Here is a 15,753-nt window from a genome sequence, read left to right as displayed (position 1 = left end):
TCTTCCGGCGCGCCATCGATCTGGTCGTATGCCTTGAAGTCACCGAAGTATTTGGTGATCGCTGCGGTCAGCGTGGTCTTGCCGTGGTCAACGTGGCCAACGGTGCCGATGTTGACGTGCGGTTTATTACGCTCAAACTTTTCCTTAGCCATTCTCTTGGCGCCCTTTTGAAATGTGGGGTCCATCTGCGACCCGGTTTCCTCTGCGCGCGCCGATTATTTGGTTTACGCGCAAAAATCAACCCGTTCCTGCTTGACAGAGGTGGATTTGGCCAAGTTCAGCCGGATTGTTCGGGTTTCAGCCCCCCGGCAGGGGGTTAGCCCTCTTCGCTGGCCTTTTCAGCTGCCGCTTCGCGCGGGGCGAACCAGCCGTTTTTCTTGTGCTGCTCGGCCAGGAATTCCTCGACCGCATCGGCGATATTCAGGGACAGACCGGCGATCTGCTCTTCCCGGGTGCGGCTATGCCCCGAGCCGACAATGGCGCTTTCGCCGGTGGTGCTCTCAAAGATCTCCATCTGGTGCTTGTCGGCCAGGAATTCCTTCTTGGCGACGTCATAGACAAAGACATTCACCACCGCGACGCTTTTGGGGCTGAACAGAATCGGCACCCCCGCCGGGGCCAGCATGAAGCCTTCAAGCGTGACCGCCACATCGTATTCCTGCGCCCCGTCGTAGCGACGCAGACGCGCCTCCAGCGCGGTTTTCATCGGTTCCAGCCATTCGGATTGCTCCGCATCGCGGGACATCGGCCATTTCAGCGCCTTCTCGGTATAAACATGGGCCACGCGTACCTTGAACGCACCCAGATCCTCGGGCGGCTCGTTCAGTTGCGTTTCACCGCAGGCCGCGACCAGGGCAAACAGGCCCAGAAAGGCGAGAAGTCGGATCATGTCTTGTTCCCTTGATCACACCGGGCAGGATGCCGGTCGCCGCCAGATAGCCAGAGCGGGCAGCGCCGGTAAACCCCGGTGTGGATTATTTGAACTTGTAGTTGCGCGGGAAGCCATAGGGCGGACGTTTGCCGACGCCGGCCCGCTTGCCCAGCCATTGGCCAAGATCGGTCTCGTGACGTGTCTTGCCGCCGCCCATTTCCCAGGTGAGCCCATCGTCCCAATTGAAGGTGGTGACATCGCTGAGGCCGCCGTCCAGTTCGAGCGACCCCTGCTTGCCGCGCGCCATGTTGTATTTCTGCAGGCGCACGCCCTTGCCGCGGGTCAGCTCCGGCATTTCCTCGACCGAGAAGACCAGGAACTTGCCATTCTCCGACACCACGGCGACGTGATCGCCCTGAACCGGTACGCAGATCTTCGCCTTTTCGTCATCCTTGACGTTCAAGACCTGCTTGCCGCCGCGGGTCTGGGCGACGATGTCCTTTTCAGCGCAGATGAAGCCGTTGCCCGCGGAGGAGGCCACCAGGAGCCGCCCTTCGGGGTTGTGGATCAGGATATCGACGATCTCCACCTCGTTGGGCAGATCCACCATCAGGCGGACGGGTTCCCCCATGCCGCGCCCGCCGGGCAGGTTCGCCGCCGACAGGGTATAGAATCGCCCGTTGCTGCCAAAGACCAGCAAACGGTCGGTAGTTTCCGCATGGAAGATGAAGCGCGGCCCGTCGCCGTCCTTGAACTTCAGCTCGCGGCTGAGGTCGATATGGCCGGTCATTGCCCGGATCCAGCCCATCTGGGAGCAGACCACGGTGATCGGTTCGCGGTCGATCATCGCCTCTAGCGGCACATCCTCGACCTCTCCCGCCTCGGCAAAGCGGGTGCGGCGGGCGCCGCCTTCGTAATCCTTGCCAAAGGTCTTTTTGGTCTCGCGCAGCTGTTCGGTGATCCGGGTCCACTGCAGTTCTTCCGATCCCAGCAGTTCGACCAGCCCAGCGCGTTCTTCCCGCAGGGCGTCGCGTTCGCGCACCAGCTCGATCTCTTCCAGCTTGCGCAGGGAGCGCAGGCGCATGTTGAGGATCGCCTCGGCCTGTACTTCAGAGAGTTCCCCTGCCCCTTTGGCGGGCGTCACATAATCGGCCTCGTCATGGGCGCGAGGGTGATCCTTGGACCAATCCTCGCGCATCAAGGCGGCCTTGGGATCCTCGTCATAGCGGATGATGTCGATCACCCGATCAAGGTTCAGGAAGGCGATGATGAAACCGTCCAGCACCTCCAGCCGGTGGTCGATCTTTGCCATCCGGTGGCGCGAGCGGCGCTGCAGCACGTCGCGGCGGTGATCGAGGAAGGCGCGCAGCACCTCCTTCATCGAGCAGACCTTGGGCGTCACCCCGTCGATCAGCACGTTCATGTTGAGCGAGAAGCGCACCTCAAGATCGGAGTTGCGGAACATCAGCCCCATCAGGATCTCGGGATCGACGTTCTTGGATTTCGGCTCCAGCACGATGCGGATGTCGTCAGCGGACTCGTCGCGTACATCAGCCAGGATCGGCACCTTCTTGGTCTGGATCAGCTCGGCGATCTTCTCGATCAGCTTGGACTTCTGCACCTGGTACGGAATTTCCGTGACCACGATCTGCCACTGGCCGCGGCCCAGATCCTCGACCTCATGGGTGGCGCGCAGACGGAAGGATCCCCGACCCGTGCGATAGGCCTTGGCGATATTCTCTTTCGGCTCGACGATAATCCCCCCGGTGGGAAAATCGGGGCCGGGCACGTATTTCAGGAGCGTGTCGTCATCGGCGCCGGGCGCCTTGATCAGGTGGATACAGGCGTCGATCAGCTCGGCGATGTTATGGGGCGGGATGTTGGTCGCCATGCCCACCGCGATGCCGCTGGCGCCATTGGCCAGGATATTCGGGAAGGTCGCGGGCAAGACAGCCGGTTCGGTCAGGCGCCCATCGTAGTTGTCGCGAAAATCGACCGCGTCTTCGCTCAGCCCCTCCAGCATCGCCTCGGCGACGAAGGTCATCCGCGCCTCGGTATAGCGCGAGGCCGCCGGGTTATCGCCGTCGATATTGCCGAAGTTGCCCTGGCCGTCCACCAGCGGATAGCGGACGTTGAACTCCTGCGCGAGGCGGGCCATGGCATCATAGATCGCCGCATCGCCGTGGGGGTGGAAATCCCCCATGGTATCGCCGGAAATCTTGGCCGATTTCAGGAACCCGCCGGTCGAACTCAGCCGCAGACGGTTCATCGCGTAGAGAATCCGCCGGTGCACCGGCTTCAACCCGTCGCGCGCATCGGGCAGCGCCCGGTGCATGATCGTGCTCAGCGCATAGGTCAGGTAACGCTCGCCAATGGCGCGGCGCAGGGGTTCCAGCACTTCGCCATTCTGCGGCGCGGAGGGGAGGTCGGGGTCTTCTACCAAGTCGCTCATTCCGTGGTAATACTGCCCCCGTCTGCCGTGGTAAAGCGGCGCGTTGCCGACTGCCGAATTACCGCAATGCGGCGGGGGAGAAGAAAACTGACTCTCCCCCTGTGCCCAAAGCCCTCTTTCACCTAAGATTAAGCCCGCGCCGCCTATGGTCCCCCCGCCTGCTCCGTCCCGTTTGTTTTCAAGGGCCGAACGCGGGCACCGGGTCCAGCTGCCACCGGCGGCTTGTCGTTGATTTGTTTCGGGGGGTGCGCCATGTCGCGCTTTGTTCTGGTGTCTTTTGCATTCCTCGGATGGGGGTTTTACGAATTGAGCGGCGGCGGCGATTTCACCCCGCCCGAACGCCCTGTCACCGAGGTCGCCACGGCGCCTGCTCCCAAATCGAGCCGTGAAACCCAAGAGGGGATCACCGTCTCCGCCGCCTCTCTGGTGACGCACACCACGATCGAGACGCGCCACAAGAGCCTGGTACGCGCCCGCATCGAAGAGCGGCAAGCCGCCACCGTGCTTGCCCCGCAGGCCCAGGATCGAGGAGCGCGCGACGTCTCGGCAGCGGCATCCGCCAGCCTGTTCAACGCCGGCCTGGGATCGGGTGGGCTACAGCTTGCCTCGCTTGAGGCGGGGCTTGGCGGTGGTTTACAGAGCGAGGCGCCCGAACGCGCAGCCCCTGCCCAGACACTGCCCAACGTGCCGCAGGCTCAAGACGCCGAAGTCGATCTGGACCTGCGCAGCATTCGCGCCTCGCGGGTCAACATGCGGCAGGGACCGGGTACTGCCTATCCGATCATCACCCGCCTTCTGGCCGGGGACGAGGTGATCGTCATCGATGACAATAGTGCCGGGTGGCTGCACCTGCGCACCACCGACAATGCGCATTTCGGCTGGATCGCCGCTTCACTGGTAAGCAAAAAGACCCCATAACGGCGCTGGCGTGGCGCGCAGCCGCGCAAATCCAAAGGGGGTCTCATGCAGAAATCCATCCTGATCACCGGCTGTTCCTCCGGGATCGGCCTTGATGCGGCACGCGGCATGCGGACCCGCGGCTGGCGGGTCTTTGCCTCCTGCCGCCAGCAGCATGACTGCGACCGGATGCGCGCCGAGGGGTTTGACAGCCCGCTGATCGACTATACCGACGCCGAAACGATCTCGTCCGGTCTGCAACAGGTGCTCAAGGCCACCGGCGGCACCCTAGATGTGCTGTTCAACAATGGCGCCCACGGGCTGCCCGGCGCGGTGGAGGATCTGCCGACCGAGGCCCTGCGGGATATCTTCGAAAGCAATTTCTTCGGCTGGCACGAGCTGACCCGCCAGGTCATTCCGGTGATGCGGGCGCAAGGCCATGGGCGCATCGTGCAGAATTCCTCGATCCTGGGGCTGGTCTCCTTCCCCTGGCGCGGCGCCTATGTGGCGACAAAATACGCGGTGGAGGGGCTGACCGACACGCTCAGGATCGAGCTGATCGACACCGACATCCACGTGATCCTGATCGAACCCGGCCCGGTGACCTCGAAGATCCGCGAGAACTCCATTCCCCATTTCGAACGCTACGTGAATTGGCAGGCATCCCCCTTGCGGGACCTCTACGAGAAAAGCCTGCTGAAGCGGCTATACGAGAGCAAGGGACCAGACACCTTTGAACTACCCGCCTCGGCGGTGACGGCCAAGCTGATCCATGCCTGCGAATCGCCGCGCCCACGCCCGCGCTACTATGTGACCACCCCCACCCATGTCGCGGGCGTCCTGCGCCGGATTTTGTCGACCCGGTCAATTGACCGCATCCTGACCCGCCTTAGATAGCGGATTCGCGGTCGCCATCGGCTCGTCCAGGCGGTAGACCGACACAAGGCTAATGCGAAGGAGCAAGCGCAATGGGTGGTGACCCGCTATACATTCTGGCCGTCGTCGCCATGGCGGCGGTGGTGATCGTTCTGGTGATCGGCATGGGCGGCTTCGGCAAGGGCGGCGCCTTCAACCACAAGTACGGCAACAAGATGATGCGGCTGCGGCTGCTGTTCCAGTTCATCGCCGTGGTGCTGATCGCGGGCTTTGTCTATCTGCGCACGCAAGGGGGCTAAGGAAGCATGGTTGTTCTGAGCAAGATCTACACCCGCACCGGCGACAAGGGCGACACCGCCCTTGGCGATGGGCAGCGGGTTGCAAAACATTCCGCGCGGGTCAGCGCCTATGGCACCTCGGACGAGCTCAATGCCTTTGTCGGCGTGGCCCGGCTTGAGGCCTCGGGCGAGATGGACGCAGCCCTTGCCCGCATTCAGAACGACCTGTTCGATCTTGGCGCCGACATGTGCCGCCCCGATATGGCCAAGGACGCCGAGGCCGAATACCCGCCGCTGCGGATTGCGGATGTTCAGGTCGAGCGGCTTGAGGCCGAAATCGATGCCATGAACAAGGATCTGCAGCCGCTGCGCAGTTTCGTGCTGCCGGGCGGCTCGAAACTCTCGGCGCATCTGCATGTCTGCCGCACCGTGGCGCGCCGCGCCGAACGGCTGGCCACCGAACTGGCCACAGAGGAAGAGGTGAACCCGGCGGCGGTGCGCTACCTCAACCGCCTGTCCGACTGGTTCTTCGTCGCCTCCCGGATCGCCAACGAAAATGGCACCCGGGACGTTCTATGGGTGCCCGGCGCCAATCGCTGAGCCAAGGGCGGATCTGGCGAATCGCCCGGGGCCACGCTGCCCCGGCGTGATCCCCGCCCCGGAAAGCTGCCGTGGCGGCAGTCGGCTTTCCGTTACGAAACATTCTTGCAAAAATGATGCCCCAAACATGCAGACGCGACGTCCGGGGCCGCCAACGTGACGATTTTTCGCTGTTGCCCGCATGGCTGACCCGGTATCAACGGCGCGAGAGCATGAAGGCCAGCCGCCCATGCGGCAGGCCATTTGTTAAGGAGAGAACGCAAAATGAAGGTACTCGTGCCTGTCAAACGCGTGATCGACTACAACGTGAAGGTCCGTGTCAAAGCGGACGGCAGCGGTGTCGATCTCGCCAACGTCAAGATGTCGATGAACCCCTTTGACGAGATTGCCGTCGAAGAGGCCATCCGCCTGAAGGAAGCCGGCAAGGCAGACGAGGTCGTTGCGGTCTCGATCGGCGTGAAACAGGCTCAGGAAACCCTGCGCACCGCGCTCGCCATGGGGGCCGACCGCGCGATCCTGGTTGTTGCCGCCGATGACGTGCACACCGACATCGAACCCCTGGCCGTTGCCAAGATCCTCGCCAAGATCGTCGAGGAAGAGCAGCCCGGTCTGGTTCTCGCCGGCAAGCAGGCGATCGACAACGACATGAACGCCACCGGCCAGATGCTGTCCGCACTGCTGGGCTGGTCGCAGGGCACCTTTGCCTCCGAGATCGACATCGACGGCGACAACGCCAAGGTCACCCGCGAAGTCGACGGCGGCCTGCAGACCATCAGCGTGAAGATGCCTGCCATCGTCACCGTGGACCTGCGCCTCAACGAGCCGCGCTATGCCTCGCTGCCCAACATCATGAAGGCCAAGAAAAAGCCGCTGGATGAGAAGACCGCCGCCGACTACGGCGTCGATGTCTCGCCGCGCCTGGAAGTGGTCTCCACCAAGGAGCCCGAAGCGCGCTCGGCCGGTATCATCGTGGGTTCGGTCGACGAGCTGGTTGCAAAACTCAAAGAAGCGGGGGCTGTGTAATGGCTGTTCTTCTCCTTGCCGAAGTGAACAACGGCGAACTGGCGCTGGACGCCACCGCCAAGGCCGTCACCGCCGCCAAGGCACTGGGTGACGTGACCGTTCTGTGCGCCGGTGCATCCGCTGCCGCCGCAGGTGACGCCGCCGCCAAGATCGATGGCGTTGCCAAGGTTCTGGTCGCCGAGGACGCCTCGCTGGGTCACCGCCTGGCCGAGCCGACCGCAGCACTGATCGTTTCGCTGGCGGGCGACTACGAGCATATCGTGGCCCCGGCCACCACCGACGCCAAGAACGTGCTGCCCCGCGTGGCCGCGCTGCTGGACGTGATGGTGATCTCCGACGTGACCGCAGTGGTTGACGGCGAAACCTTCGAGCGCCCGATCTACGCCGGTAACGCGATCCAGACCGTGAAGTCGAAAGACGCCAAGAAGGTCATCTCCTTCCGGACCTCGACCTTTGATGCGGCGGGTGAAGGTGGATCTGCCTCGGTGGAAACCGCCGGTGCTGCCGAAAACCCCGGCCTGTCCGAATGGGTCGAAGACAAGGTTGCCGAAAGCGACCGCCCCGAGCTGACCTCGGCTGGCGTCGTTGTCTCCGGTGGTCGCGGTGTCGGTTCCGAAGAGGACTTCAAACTGATCGAAGGCCTGGCGGACAAGCTGGGCGCCGCAGTTGGTGCCTCCCGTGCCGCGGTCGATTCGGGCTATGCGCCGAACGACTGGCAGGTGGGTCAGACCGGCAAGGTCGTCGCGCCCGAGCTTTACATCGCAGTCGGCATCTCCGGTGCGATCCAGCACCTGGCGGGCATGAAGGACTCCAAGATCATCGTCGCCATCAACAAGGACGAAGAGGCCCCGATCTTCCAGGTTGCCGACTTCGGCCTGGTGGCCGACCTGTTCCAGGCAGTGCCGGAACTGACAGAAAAACTGGGCTGACCCCCGGAGTGCCCCGGCTCTGACCGGGGCGCACACCATAGAGGCCCGCACAGGATGCGGGCCTTTTTCATTGTCAGATGCAGTTTCCTGACGCCTAGCGCGGGTTCAGAACCGTCTGCAACTGCTCGGCCGTGGCGCAGCCGATCCGATTATGCTCCTTCGGCCCCAGCATGTGTTTGGCCGTGGGCATGTCGAGCGGCCCCATGTCCATCCCAAACACATCATTGGCCAGCCCTGCGGTAGAGACGGGCAGCTCCACCACCCCCTTTACCAGGGGCCGCAGCGAATCCACCATGCCCTGGTCGATCAGAACCGGCTCCCGCCCGAGCAGCCCGGGACCGCCAAGCGTGTAGCGCAGCCACAGCAGCACCACGCGCCCCTCCATCATCGCGATAAGATCCCCCATGCGGCTGACCCAGTCCGACTGCAGATGCAGGCGCAGGGTTTCGAAACGCTCTTCGGACACCTGCTTCAATCGGCTCAGAAGGTGCTTGCTGAAATGAAACTCGGTGAAATCCACTTCCGGATACAGCGAGGTCAGCTCAGAACGGGCCTTCAGAAAGCGATCGTTGCGCCGCGGATGGACCTTGTAATAGCGATTTGACAGATTCTGCGCCCCAAGCAATTGCACCACCGCAAGATCCGCATCGCGCGCGATCTTCATCAGGCTGGTATCGCACAGGAAGCTTTCCAGCCCCGCGTTCACCCCACCCAGGTTGACGCACGGCTGCTCCACTAGCGTTTCCGTCACGGCCGGGAAGGGCTCCGCGACAAAGCGTCCGAAGACTTCGGTTCCGCCCAGGAATGCAATATACGGGTCATCTAGATCACGCACGGGTCCACGCACTTGCAGCCTTGATCCCGCATAGCAACATGTTCCGCCCGAAAGCGCCGTAACGCTTTTGAGTTCGTAGCTCATAGTCCCACCAAATTTTTCACCCAATAACCAATCTGAGGCTCAAAGCTTGCAAATTCCCTAAAGTTCAAATTCGGTTAAAATAGCACTGGTGCGGCCTTGTGCCTCCCCCGAACCGCCCGATAAGATCCTCCGGCAGGCAGCCAGGGAGCCAGGGGCATGGAAGTCAAAAAGATCGGTGTGATCGGTGCGGGGCAAATGGGCAACGGGATTGCCCACGTGATGGCCGTAGCGGGCTATGATGTTGTTATTAATGACGTAAATCAAAGTGCCCTGGATGGCGCAATCGGCACGATCCAGAAAAACCTGGCCCGGCAGGCCAGCCGTGGCAAGATCAGCGAAGAAGAAGTGCAGGCCGCGCTCGCCAGGATTGTACCGACCCTGTCGCTGGCCGATATCGGCGCGACGGATCTGGTGATCGAAGCGGCCACGGAACGCGAAACCATCAAACAGGCGATCTTCGAAGACCTGCAGCCGCATCTGCAGCCGCAAACGATTCTCACCTCGAATACCTCCTCCATCTCCATCACCCGCCTGGCAAGCCGGACGGATCGCCCCGAGCGCTTCATGGGGTTCCACTTCATGAACCCGGTGCCGGTGATGCAGCTGGTCGAACTGATCCGCGGCATCGCCACCGACGAAGAAACCTTCGCCGCCTGTCAAACCGTGGTGGAACGGCTGGGCAAGACGGCCGCCAGCGCCGAGGATTTCCCGGCCTTTATCGTCAACCGCATTCTGATGCCGATGATCAACGAGGCGGTCTATACGCTCTACGAAGGGGTCGGTTCGGTGAAATCCATCGACGAATCGATGAAGCTGGGCGCCAATCATCCCATGGGGCCGCTGGAACTGGCGGATTTCATCGGGTTGGACACCTGCCTTGCCATCATGAACGTGCTGCATGACGGGCTGGCCGACACCAAATACCGCCCCTGCCCGCTGCTGACGAAATACGTCGAGGCCGGCTGGCTGGGCCGCAAGACCCAGCGCGGCTTTTACGACTACCGCGGCGAAACGCCGGTCCCCACCCGCTGAGCCGCTGCTTCGGAGCCCTCCTCGCCTGGGGACCAACGGGCGAAGGGGGCAACAGCCTGCCAGACAAATCGCGGAGGCTCCGCGCCCCAAGGGGCGTGGAAACCGTTATTTGCCTTGCAGGATGGGGTCGCTTTCGCCAAGCAGGGATCAGGAGAGGAGGGATCTGATGCTGCTGCTTTGGTGACTCTGAAGCCCCCAGCAGCCTTTCCCCACAAAGCAGACCTTCTGAATTCAGTCTGTCTGGCCAAGCGACAGCGTATGTTCCCGCAGCCAGGCCATGAAGCCACGCGGATCGCTGTGTAGCCGTTCCATCTGCTCATCCGTCAGCGGCTTGCCCACGACGGGCGCCTGCGGCTTGTTGCAGGAGCGCACGATCTCGTGCAGCAACAGCCCTTGCCGCAGGATCGGAGAGATCCGGCAGGCAATCTGATACCAGCGCGAGTTTGAGCCCGGGAAGAACATCGGCACCACGCGCGCGCCTGAACGCCGGATCAATTGCGCGGTAAAGACGTTCCATTCCCGCTCCACCGCAGGTCCGAACCAGCTGTCAGAGGACATCACCACGCCCGACGGGAACAGCGCCACCACGCCGCCCTCTTTCAGATGCGCCATGGTCTTGGCGCGCATCTCGACCATCTTGCGCTGTGCTTCGGGATCGTGGGGAAACGGCACCGGGATCATGAAAGAGGTCGCGGCCTCGTCCAGACCGGTCAGTACCGAGCGGGTCAGGATCCGGTAGTCCAGCCGGGTGCGGCCGATGAGATCGGCAAAGATCATGCCATCCACCATGCCGTGCGGGTGGTTGGCGACGATCACCACCGGCCCTTCTGCCGGGATGTTGCGGATCTGCTCTTCGGGGGTCAAAAGATCGATCCCCATGACGTTCAGCGCGCCGCGCCAGAACTTCTGACCGCGATACTGGGCGTTCTGTTTCTCGAACTTCTTGACCATCCGCAGGATGGACAGCTTGCCGGTGCACCATTCGAGGGCGCGAATGGCCAGTGCCGTCCAGCGGTCATCAAAGGAGTTGGCATAGGTCAGCGTGCGCCGGTCATAGACCTCGCCCGTTTGCGACCCACTTTCCGGTGTGAGGCCGCCGTCATGGTCATGCGCCGTATCCGCCACTGTGCCCTTCCCGTCTTTCACAGCTGCTCTGCCGCTCAGTACCCTTCGCCGAATTTATCGGCGACCAGGGCCTCCAATGCCTCAGCCAAAGCGCCTGCATCAGGCCCCGAGGTTTCGACGTCAATAGTCGTTCCTTTCGAGGCTGCCAACATCAAAAGCCCCATGATGCTGTCGCCGGACGCCGACATTCCATCCTTGGAAACTTCGGCGGTGGCATCAAAGCCTTCGACAACCTCCACGAGCTTTGCCGAAGCCCGTGCATGCAGGCCTTTTTCGTTCACGATCTGAAGCGTCTTCACAACCATTGAAATATCTTACTCCCCTGCGGGGTTTATGTTCTGCGAGTTGATGTACTTGCGACCGGCTTCCATCGCCTGACGCACCGCATCAGCCACCGGCAAATGGCGCGACTTCGCCAGTTTGATCAGCATCGGAAGATTCGCGCCATATAGGATCCGTCGGTCCACCGGCACGCAGGCGCGCAGGCTGAGGTTGGAGGGCGAGCCTCCGAACAGATCCGTCACGATCACCACACCGTCGCCGGTGTCGACCTCATCGGCCACACGGCAGATTTCGCGCTGTTTTTCGTCGCGGTCATCGTCCGGCGCGATCGTGATCGCACGCAGGTTCGGCTGCGCCCCCACCACATGTTCGACCGCCGCCAGATATTCTCTGGCAAGCCCCCCATGTGCGACAATCACAATTCCGATCAACCGGTCTCTCCGTTCTGCTGCCTAGCTCTGCAGCTCGCGATGCCTAATTGACACCTGCTGTCCGTCTTCCGCAAGGGCCTTTGCCAGGGTTTCTGCCAGTGTTACGGACCTGTGCTGCCCGCCGGTACAGCCAAAGGCGATGGAAAGATGCGATTTCCCCTCGCGGCGAAAGGCCGGCAGCAGGAATTGAACCATATCCGTCACCCGCAACAAAAAGCCCTCATAGAGGGGATCCTCCCGAACATAGGCCTGCACGGCAGCGTCACGCCCGTTGAGATGACGCAACTCCTGTTTCCAGTAGGGATTGGCCAGGAAGCGGCAATCGAACACCAGATCGACGCTGCGCGGCACCCCGCGTTTGTACGAAAAACTCTGAATCGACAGCGCCAGGGAGCGGCCGCCCGGAGCGAACCAATGTTCGATCTCGGCCTTCAACTGGTGGACATTCATTTCCGATGTTTCCAGCAGCATGTCGGCCCGCTCGCGGATCGGAGCCATCAGATCCAATTCCCGCGCCACGCCGACCTCGGGCGTTTCGGCAGGCGCCAGCGGGTGGCGGCGGCGGGTTTCGGAATAGCGGCGCAGCAGGATCTCGGCGCGGGCATCAAGATAGAGAACCGTCAGCTCCGCACTGCGCCGGGCCGCCAGCATGTCGATCATGTCCAGGAGTCCAGCCGGAGAGAAATCCCGGTTGCGGCTGTCGAGCCCCAGCGCCATTGGAGCTGCGCTGTCCTGAACGTCTATCAGCTTGGGAAGAAGCCGCAGCGGCAGGTTGTCAATCGCCTCGAAGCCGAGATCCTCCAGAACGTTGATCGCCGTGGTGCGCCCGGCTCCGGAGGGGCCGGTGACCAGAACAATCGGCTGCACATCGCAAGAGGGCTTAGGCATCGGGGGCCAGGGCTCCGCATTTCAGATATTGCATCAGGGCCGGGGCGAAATGCGCGGCATCGACCCGTTTCAACACGGGAAGGGTGCGCCCCAGTATCTCCTCACATATCTGAACCGGGAGCCGGTCACCTTCAACCCTGTCCATGTCCACGATCGCCACAACGCGGGCCTCTGCGGCAGATTGCGCACGCAGGATGCCCAGGCCGCGCGCCTCGATCAGGCCTTTTGTCGCCTCGGGGGCGGATGCAACAAGATCAGCGCCATCAACGCGCAGCAGAACCCGATCATCGGCCACCAGCTGAGCGCCATAGGCCATCAGTTGAAGACACAGCGCGGACTTGCCACGACCCGCCGCGCCCCTGATCAGCAGGGCCCGCCCCTCCAGCGCGACGCAGGAGGCGTGTAGGCACAGGCAGCTCTCCGACTGGCCGGTGTCCGACTGGTTCGTGTCCGGCTTTGGCATGGCGTCCGGCTGGGTCATGCCTGCGCGGATGCTGGACCAGGGTCAGACCGGCAAACCAACCACAAAGCGTGCCCCCAGGGTTCGGAGGTGATATCCACTTCGGTCGGGCGGATATTCTCGGCCCAGATCACCCCGCCGTGGGCTTCGACAATCTGCTTCGAGATCGCCAGGCCAAGGCCCGAATTATTGCCAAAATGCTCGGCCGGGCGCTGCGAGTAGAAGCGCTTGAAGATATTGGACAGCGCCTGTTCGGGAATGCCGGGCCCGGTGTCTTCGACCACCACCAGCACGCGGTTGGCGCGGCGGCGGGCCCAGACCCGGATGGCATCGCCATCTTCGCAGAAGGAAATCGCATTGGTGATCAGGTTGACAAAGACCTGCGCCAGGCGGGCCTCAAGCCCATGGATCATGATCGGCTGCGGCGGCAGGTCGGCAATATAGTCGATGCCCTTGGCCCGGGCATCCTCGCCCAGGAACTGGTTGAGGTTGCCAAGCATGGTCAGGAGGTCGAATTCCTCTTCCTCTTCCTTGACCAATTCTGCGTCCAGACGGGAAGCGTTGGAGATGTCACTCACCAGCCGATCAAGGCGGCGCACGTCATGTTCGATCACTTCCATAAGCTTCTCCCGCTGATCATCCCGCTTTACCATTCGCAGGGTCCCGACGGCCGATTGCAGGCTGGCCAAAGGGTTCTTGATCTCATGTGCCACATCAGCTGCAAATTGTTCGTTACTATCGATGCGACTATATAAAGCTTTCACCATTCCGCGCAGCGCCCGGCTGAGACGCCCGATCTCGTCAGGGCGTGCAGACAGGTCCGGGATACGCACCCGGCCCGGATGGCTCTTGCGGGCATCGCGGTCGCGTCCGCTTTCTGCCGCCGCGGCCAGGTCCGCCAGCGGATTGGCAATGGTCGAGGCCAGGACCAGGCTCAGGCCGATGGAGACCAACAGGGCCACCACGAACATCTGCAGCACCCGCTCGCGCTCACTGCGCACCAGGGCGTCGATTTCACCGATCGGAGAGGCCAGTGCCACGACGCCCACCGCCTGCCCATTGTGAATGATCGGAGCCGCCGCCGAAAAGACGGTGCCGCCGCGGGTATCAACGGCGGTATCAATAATGGCCCCGGCGCCCAGGGTGCGTTCTGCCAGAACCCCCAGCTGCGCTTCCAGAGGCGGCGCTTCGGCGCCTGCTGCACCTTCGGTGTTGAACAGGCGACCCACGGTGGACCAAAGCGCCGACAAGCCATCGGAAATCAGTGTGCGGCCGGTTTCGCTTTCGTTGAGGGCATTCAAGGCATCCGAGCGCGCCACGCCCTTGACGCTGGCGATCAGCGTTCCTTCGGCATCGAAGACCATCGCCTCGACACCGCCGCGCAGGTTGAGACCGGACAGGGTGCGCGCCGCGTCGATCCCGTCGCCGGTGGCAAAGCTGACGCTTCCGGCCGCGGGCAGTTCCGCCTCGAAGACATCGGCAATCAGGCTCGCCTCGGAAACCAGGGCGCCGGCCTTCTGCCGCACCAGGCTCTGGCGCGAGGAATTGAGGTAGAGAATGCCCGCCACCAGAATGATCAGGGCAATCAGGTTGAAGGTGATGATCTTGCGGGTGAGCGGAGATCCCTTGAGCGAGAACATCCCGCGACGCGCCCGGCGCACCTGCATGTCTTCGGTCACCGTCTGCTCCGGGGCGACCCAATCGTCGCCCAGGACCACATCCCCTTTGGATGGGTTGTCAGTGCCGCCGGTGTCGCGCATAGGCGCTTGCCTCCCCAACAAAGCCGGAATTGGCTTTATTCTTCATTGTAGCGGTAGCCGATGCCGTAGAGCGTCTCGATGGCCGCGAAATCGGAGTCGGCGCTGCGCATCTTCTTGCGCAGGCGCTTGATGTGGCTGTCGATGGTGCGATCGTCCACATAGACCTGATCGTCATAGGCGACATCCATCAGCTGATCGCGGCTTTTGACGAAGCCGGGCCGCTGCGCCAGAGCCTGCAACAGCAGGAACTCGGTCACCGTCAGGGATACATCCTTGCCCTTCCAGCTGACCGCGTGGCGCAGGGGATCCATGCGCAGGTTGCCGCGCTCCATCACCTTGGTTTCAGCAGCGGCAGCGCCATCGCCCGCATCGCCGCTGATCGCCTCCTGACGCCGCAACAGGGCGCGGATCCGTTCCACCAGCAGCCGCTGCGAGAAGGGTTTCTTGACGTAATCATCCGCCCCCATCCGCAGGCCCAGGACCTCGTCGATCTCATCGTCCTTGGAGGTGAGGAAGATTACCGGCATCTGGGTTTTCTGACGCAGGCGCTGCAACAGGTCCATCCCGTCCATGCGCGGCATCTTGATATCCAGCACCGCCATATCCGGAAGCTTCTTGTTGAAAGCATCCAGCGCGGCCTGGCCATCGTTGTAGGTTTCGACCTCGAACCCTTCGGCCTCGAGCGTCATCGCCACAGAGGTCAGGATATTCCTGTCGTCATCCACCAAAGCAATCTTCGACATTGAAAGCGCCCCTCAATCACTGCTCAGCTTTTCGCCTTTTACCTTCCTTAATCGCCGTTTCGGCACGGCGAATCAATCCCCATTGGCGAATCATGGCTCTGTTGCAGCTTATTTTGGACAAAAATGTCTAAGCCCGGACTAAAGAGCGGCCTGTCATTTCGGCCCCGGCGGAATGGTTGCGCTAAAC

Annotated in this window: 17 protein-coding genes and 1 pseudogene; 7 read left to right on the top strand and 11 right to left on the bottom strand. The window is 62.4% G+C overall.

The genetic code is table 11. The features are described from left to right. The 3 genes from PXK07_RS08105 to PXK07_RS08095 all read right to left on the bottom strand — a co-directional run. The coding region (locus PXK07_RS08105; protein WP_274847712.1) for a GTP-binding protein at positions 1-152 on the bottom strand (152 nt) is incomplete at its 3' end. 164 nt (positions 153-316) lie between these two features. Then, on the bottom strand, positions 317-889 hold the full coding sequence (locus PXK07_RS08100; protein ID WP_274847706.1) for a hypothetical protein: 573 nt from the start codon (positions 887-889) through the stop codon (positions 317-319). Between the two features lie 85 nt (positions 890-974). Continuing rightward, the gene (locus PXK07_RS08095; RefSeq protein WP_274847705.1) at positions 975-3,323 is read right to left on the bottom strand and encodes a DNA topoisomerase IV subunit A; all 2,349 of its coding nucleotides are present in this window, start codon (positions 3,321-3,323) and stop codon (positions 975-977) included. 252 nt (positions 3,324-3,575) lie between these two features. Between PXK07_RS08095 and PXK07_RS08090 the strand changes: the two genes are divergently transcribed. From PXK07_RS08090 to PXK07_RS08065, 6 genes are all read left to right on the top strand, one after another. Beyond that, positions 3,576-4,241, top strand: coding sequence for an SH3 domain-containing protein (locus PXK07_RS08090; protein WP_274847704.1), 666 nt, complete (start codon positions 3,576-3,578; stop codon positions 4,239-4,241). A 45-nt stretch (positions 4,242-4,286) separates the two neighbouring features. Beyond that, complete coding sequence (locus PXK07_RS08085; protein WP_274847703.1) at positions 4,287-5,117, top strand: SDR family NAD(P)-dependent oxidoreductase; 831 nt, start codon at positions 4,287-4,289, stop codon at positions 5,115-5,117. 71 nt (positions 5,118-5,188) lie between these two features. Further along, positions 5,189-5,395: a twin transmembrane helix small protein gene (locus PXK07_RS08080; RefSeq protein WP_274847702.1), complete on the top strand. Its 207-nt coding sequence runs from the start codon at positions 5,189-5,191 to the stop codon at positions 5,393-5,395. 6 nt (positions 5,396-5,401) lie between these two features. Further along, positions 5,402-5,974: a cob(I)yrinic acid a,c-diamide adenosyltransferase gene (locus tag PXK07_RS08075; RefSeq protein WP_274847701.1), complete on the top strand. Its 573-nt coding sequence runs from the start codon at positions 5,402-5,404 to the stop codon at positions 5,972-5,974. Between the two features lie 264 nt (positions 5,975-6,238). Continuing rightward, positions 6,239-6,997 (top strand): electron transfer flavoprotein subunit beta/FixA family protein, encoded by a 759-nt coding sequence (locus PXK07_RS08070; protein WP_274847700.1) that lies wholly within the window; start codon positions 6,239-6,241, stop codon positions 6,995-6,997. Next, a complete protein-coding gene (locus PXK07_RS08065) occupies positions 6,997-7,926 on the top strand; it encodes an electron transfer flavoprotein subunit alpha/FixB family protein (protein WP_274847699.1) in 930 nt (309 codons plus the stop codon). Before PXK07_RS08070 ends, PXK07_RS08065 begins: the two co-directional genes overlap by 1 nt. Positions 7,927-8,020: 94 nt before the next feature. Here PXK07_RS08065 and PXK07_RS08060 read toward each other — a convergent pair whose 3' ends face one another. Continuing rightward, the gene (locus tag PXK07_RS08060; protein WP_274847698.1) at positions 8,021-8,845 is read right to left on the bottom strand and encodes a DUF6473 family protein; all 825 of its coding nucleotides are present in this window, start codon (positions 8,843-8,845) and stop codon (positions 8,021-8,023) included. A 156-nt stretch (positions 8,846-9,001) separates the two neighbouring features. Between PXK07_RS08060 and PXK07_RS08055 the strand changes: the two genes are divergently transcribed. Continuing rightward, positions 9,002-9,877, top strand: a complete 876-nt coding sequence (locus tag PXK07_RS08055; RefSeq protein WP_274847697.1) for a 3-hydroxybutyryl-CoA dehydrogenase — start codon at positions 9,002-9,004, stop codon at positions 9,875-9,877. A gap of 231 nt (positions 9,878-10,108) precedes the next feature. Here the strand turns inward: PXK07_RS08055 and PXK07_RS08050 are convergent, their stop codons facing one another. From PXK07_RS08050 to PXK07_RS08020, 7 genes and pseudogenes are all read right to left on the bottom strand, one after another. Continuing rightward, positions 10,109-11,002 (bottom strand): lysophospholipid acyltransferase family protein, encoded by an 894-nt coding sequence (locus tag PXK07_RS08050; protein WP_274847711.1) that lies wholly within the window; start codon positions 11,000-11,002, stop codon positions 10,109-10,111. A 35-nt stretch (positions 11,003-11,037) separates the two neighbouring features. Next, positions 11,038-11,307: an HPr family phosphocarrier protein gene (locus tag PXK07_RS08045; protein WP_274847696.1), complete on the bottom strand. Its 270-nt coding sequence runs from the start codon at positions 11,305-11,307 to the stop codon at positions 11,038-11,040. Between the two features lie 9 nt (positions 11,308-11,316). Continuing rightward, a complete protein-coding gene (locus PXK07_RS08040; protein WP_274847695.1) occupies positions 11,317-11,715 on the bottom strand; it encodes a PTS sugar transporter subunit IIA in 399 nt (132 codons plus the stop codon). 21 nt (positions 11,716-11,736) lie between these two features. Next, positions 11,737-12,603 carry an RNase adapter RapZ gene (gene rapZ / locus PXK07_RS08035; RefSeq protein WP_274847694.1) on the bottom strand — a complete coding sequence of 289 codons (867 nt, stop codon included), beginning with the start codon at positions 12,601-12,603 and terminating at the stop codon, positions 11,737-11,739. Then, positions 12,596-13,084 carry an HPr kinase/phosphorylase gene (locus PXK07_RS08030; protein ID WP_274847693.1) on the bottom strand — a complete coding sequence of 163 codons (489 nt, stop codon included), beginning with the start codon at positions 13,082-13,084 and terminating at the stop codon, positions 12,596-12,598. The genes rapZ and PXK07_RS08030 overlap by 8 nt, the downstream gene beginning before the upstream one ends. A gap of 24 nt (positions 13,085-13,108) precedes the next feature. Next, positions 13,109-14,823 (bottom strand): annotated as a pseudogene (locus PXK07_RS08025) (sensor N-terminal transmembrane domain-containing protein). A 35-nt stretch (positions 14,824-14,858) separates the two neighbouring features. Further along, a complete protein-coding gene (locus tag PXK07_RS08020; RefSeq protein ID WP_274847692.1) occupies positions 14,859-15,566 on the bottom strand; it encodes a response regulator transcription factor in 708 nt (235 codons plus the stop codon). Positions 15,567-15,753: the final 187 nt, after the last annotated feature.

Source organism: Phaeobacter sp. QD34_24, from assembly GCF_028890115.1.
Classification (GTDB): domain Bacteria; phylum Pseudomonadota; class Alphaproteobacteria; order Rhodobacterales; family Rhodobacteraceae; genus Phycobacter.
Note: the sequence above shows the minus strand (reverse complement) of the source record. Positions and strands in the feature narration are given on the sequence as shown.